This is a genomic window from Streptomyces xiaopingdaonensis (assembly GCF_000262345.1).
GTDB lineage: Bacteria > Actinomycetota > Actinomycetes > Streptomycetales > Streptomycetaceae > Streptomyces > Streptomyces xiaopingdaonensis.
The window spans coordinates 1-3,883 of the sequence record NZ_AJTQ01000280.1; the positions used below are offsets into that span (position 1 = coordinate 1).

Sequence of the window (3,883 nt, forward strand, 5' to 3'; positions counted from 1 at the left end):
CGGGAAGGAGAGACGCATGACGGACCGGGTGACGATCGTGGGCGGCGGTATCGCCGGGCTCACCGCCGCGGTCGCCTGCGCGGAGAAGGGCGTGCCCGTCACGCTCCACGAAGCCCACCACACCCTCGGCGGGCGCGGGCGCGCCACCGACCCGCCCTACGTGGCGCACGAGGGCGCGCACGTCTTCTACGCCGACGGGCCGCACTGGACGTGGCTCGAAAAGCGTGGATTCACAGGGCGGTTGGGCCGTCCACGGTTGCGCGACGCGCGGCTCGCCTTCATGCGCCGCGGGAGGCTGAAGGCGCTGCCGCCCGCCGGCATGGTGCGCATGGCCTCGCCTCGGCGGCCCCGCACCGCCCCCGTGGACGAGACCTTCCACGAGTGGGCCTCCGCACGCTGGGGCGAGGAGGCGGCGCGCGCCGCGGCCAACGCCGTCGCCGTCACGACCTTCGACGCCGACACGGGACGCCTCTCCGCCGCCTTCGTCTGGCAGCTCTACCGCAGGGTCTTCGCGCCGAGGCCCCCGGCCGTCCGGTGGGTGGTCGGCGGCTGGCAGGCGGTGCTCGGCCGAATGGCGGCGCGCGCACGGGAGTTGGGCGTCGAGATCGTCCTCGGCTCGCGGGTCGAAGTGCTTCCCGAGACGGGTCCGGTCGTCGTCGCCACCGAACTCGCCGCTGCGCGCCGGCTGTTCGGCGACGACACCCTGCGCTGGGAGAGCGGGCACTGCGTCCTGCTCGACCTGGCGGTACGCCGTCGCGCGGGAGACCGCTTCCTCGTCTTCGACCTCGACTCGGGCGGGTTCCACGAGTCGTACTCGCTTCAGGACCCGACCACGGCCCCGTCCGGCGAGTCGCTCTTCCAGCTCGACATGCCGGTCCGGGCCGACGAATCGGCGGCGCAGGCCAGGGCACGTCTCGACACGCTCGCCGACCTCGCGCTGCCCGACCGGCGAAGCCGCACCGCCTGGCAGCGCACCGCCACCGCCCGCGGCCGGAACGGCGCGATCGACCTGCCGGGCAGCACGTGGCGGGATCGCCCGGCCGTCGACCGCGGCGGCGGGTTCTTCCTCGCCGGCGACATGGTGGCGGCGCCGGGGATGCGCGGCGAGATCTCCGTGCTCAGCGGCGTGCGTGCGGCCGAGGGCGCGGTGGAGGCGTTGCGCGGGAGCACGATGCGCGCCCGTTGACCGGTTGCGGAGCCGCGGCAGGTGGGGCGGCCGCGGCTCCGGGCGGTCCGTCCTTCAAGTGGCTGAGTGCCGGGGCGCGTTCACGCTCGGCCGCGCACCATGGCGAGGAGCCGGTCGAGGATGCGGAAGCCGTCGGCTCGCAGGCCGTTGTGCTCGTACTCGCTCGTCACCCAGGTGCGCAGGTTGCGGACGCGGTCGGCGGTGGCGAGGGAGTGCGCCGTGTCGACGTAGAAGTCGTGGAAGTAGACGGCCGCCGCCACGGGGACCTCGTTCGCCGCGAGCTGCTCCGGGTCGTAGAGCGGGGGCCAGTCGCCGCGCGCGTGGAGCGCGTCGGCCGCGCCTTCGAGCGGACGCAAGGCAGGGTCGACGCGGAACGCCCAGGGGAAGGGCGCCTCGCCGGTGAGCGGTACGGGGCCGCCCGCCTCCAGCGCGGCGGCGCCGTCCAGCTCCGGAAATTCGTCGCGGACGCGCTGGGCCGCCCAACCGGTGGGGCCCGCCTGGTCGAAGGAGGGCTCCACCATCAGCGGGAAGAGCGGCATCTGTGCGAAAGAGACGATCGCGGCGGTCTGTGCGAGGAAGGCGTCGGAGAGCTGGCGCGGAACCTTACCGCCCGCGTCGGCGCCCCCGGTGAACGCCTCCTGGAGCAGCTGGTGGAGGACTTCGGCGCCGGTGTCGGCGCCGAGTACGTTGCCCAGCGCCTGGAAGCGTTCGGCCGTCAACTCCCCGCCGTCGGGCAGCAGTACGGGTCCGCGGAGCAGCTCCCGCACGATCGTGCGGACCGTCTCGACGTCCTGCGGGTACCGCTCGTAGTACGCCTCGACGCGGTTCGCGCAGCGGCGGAAGGCCGCGCGCCAGGAGTCGGCCGCGTCGACCCCGAGCGCCGGGAGGCCGCCCGTGAGCAGCGCCTCGCTGAGTCCTTCGGGCGCGTGCGACAGGTAGCTGAGGGCGCAGAAGCCACCGAAGCTCTGGCCGAGCACGCTCCACGGCTCGTCGCCGAGGAGCGCGCGCCGTATCGCCTCGCAGTCCCGCACGATGGTGTCCGCCCTGAAGTGCGCGACATATTCGGCCTGTTGGGACGCGGTACCCCGGAGAGGGAGGGTGTGCCGGTCGACGGGTGCGGAGAGGCCGGTGCCGCGCTGGTCGAGGAGGAGCACCCGGAACTCCTGGAGCGCGCGGTCGAGCCAGCCGTCTCTGCCGAGCGGCCGCGGTGCCTTGCCGCCGGGTCCTCCCTGGAGGAAGAGGAGCCAGGGGAGCCGCTCTGCCTCCCGGCCCGGTGCGACGGCCTCGCGCGCGTAGAGGGTGAGGTGTTCGCCTCCGGGGTCGGACGGGTCGAGGGGGACGCGGAAGTGCCTGTCTGTGAGGACGAGTCCGGGGAGCCGGGTGACGGCTCCGGTGGTCGCTTCGGCGGCGGTCTGCGGCATGGGGCGCCTTCCGGTCGTACGGCGGGCGGGCTCGTCCGCCGGGCTGGTGCGGTCCGGGCACGCTATCGGACCGGGCCGGGCGAACCGATCGGACTGCGTGTGCGTCGAGTTGGGCGTGCTGAGGGGCACGAGCCATGGTTGCGGAGGGGCTTGCGGGCGGCGCTTCGAGGCGACGGCGCGAACTTGCGCCGGGGGCGCCCGGAGTGTGCGGCGCACGCCCGCTCGTCGGTCGTCGGACCTGCGGCGCACACCCCTCCTGCTCGCGGAAGGAGGGCGGGTGGGCGATCATCGCCCGAGGCCGCCCATCCCGGGCACCGCGACGAGAGGACGAACGATGTCAGAGGTACGCACCGTGGCGCTGCCGAACGGCACCCTCGTGCCCGCACTCGGCCAGGGCACCTGGCGCATGGCCGAGGACCGCGGGAAGCGGAGCACCGAGATCGCCGCGCTCCGCCGGGGTCTGGAGCTGGGACTCACCCTCGTCGACACGGCGGAGATGTACGCGGAAGGCGCCGCCGAGGAGCTCGTGGGCGAGGCGCTGCGGGGACACAGGGACGAGGTCTTTCTCGTCTCCAAGGTTCTGCCCACGCACGCCGGCGCGCGGGACGTCGCGCGCGCCTGCCACGACAGCATGAGCCGGCTCGAGACGGAGCACATCGACCTCTACCTGCTTCACTGGCGGGGTGCCGTGCCGCTGGAAGAGACCGTCGACGCCTTCGAACGGCTCCAGCAGGCGGGCTCGATCGGCGCGTGGGGCGTGAGCAACCTCGACACCGACGACCTCGCCCAACTTCCCGACGGCGCCCTCCCGCAGACCGACCAGGTCCTCTACAACCTCTCGCGCAGGGGTCCCGAGTACGACCTGCTCCCCCGCCTGCGCGAACTGTCGGTCCCCACGATGGCGTACGCACCGGTGGAGCAAGGCCGCATCCTCCGGGAGCCGGCGCTGCGCTCCGTCGCCGACGCGCACGGCGCGACCCCCGCCCAGGTGGCGCTCGCCTGGGTGTTGCGCGGCGGCGACACCATCGCCATCCCGAAGGCCGGCACCGCCGCCCACGTGGAGGAGAACCGCAAGGCCCTCGACCTCCGCCTCACCGCGGACGACCTCGCCGCACTCGACGTGGCCTTCCCTCCACCGTCTCGGAAGCAGCCGCTCGAAATGCTGTGACACCGGGAAGAGCCGCGTACGGAGGGTGCGTCGGGCGGCTCCCCTCGGAGAGGGCCGCCCGGGAGTCGTCGCGACGACCGCGCGACCACGAGCGGCGGGGGGGCCCCG

3 protein-coding genes are annotated in these 3,883 nt (G+C 74.1%); 2 read left to right on the forward strand and 1 reads right to left on the reverse strand.

The features are described from left to right. Window positions 1-16: 16 nt before the first annotated feature. Window positions 17-1,186, forward strand: coding sequence for an NAD(P)-binding protein (locus UWG_RS0122345; protein WP_016909431.1), 1,170 nt, complete (start codon window positions 17-19; stop codon window positions 1,184-1,186). Between the two features lie 80 nt (window positions 1,187-1,266). On the opposite strand, the gene UWG_RS0122350 is transcribed toward UWG_RS0122345, so the two are convergent. Beyond that, complete coding sequence (locus UWG_RS0122350; protein WP_016909432.1) at window positions 1,267-2,607, reverse strand: alpha/beta fold hydrolase; 1,341 nt, start codon at window positions 2,605-2,607, stop codon at window positions 1,267-1,269. A gap of 334 nt (window positions 2,608-2,941) precedes the next feature. Between UWG_RS0122350 and UWG_RS0122355 the strand changes: the two genes are divergently transcribed. Continuing rightward, window positions 2,942-3,775, forward strand: coding sequence for an aldo/keto reductase (locus UWG_RS0122355; protein ID WP_016909433.1), 834 nt, complete (start codon window positions 2,942-2,944; stop codon window positions 3,773-3,775). The last annotated feature ends 108 nt before the right edge of the window (window positions 3,776-3,883 follow it).

Bases quoted from the DNA above. Each gene is read 5' to 3' on its own strand.
- UWG_RS0122350 (WP_016909432.1), bottom strand. From the start codon at position 2,607: ATGCCGCAGACCGCCGCCGAAGCGACCACCGGAGCCGTCACCCGGCTC.
- UWG_RS0122345 (WP_016909431.1), top strand. From the start codon at position 17: ATGACGGACCGGGTGACGATCGTGGGCGGCGGTATCGCCGGGCTCACC.
- UWG_RS0122355 (WP_016909433.1), top strand. From the start codon at position 2,942: ATGTCAGAGGTACGCACCGTGGCGCTGCCGAACGGCACCCTCGTGCCC.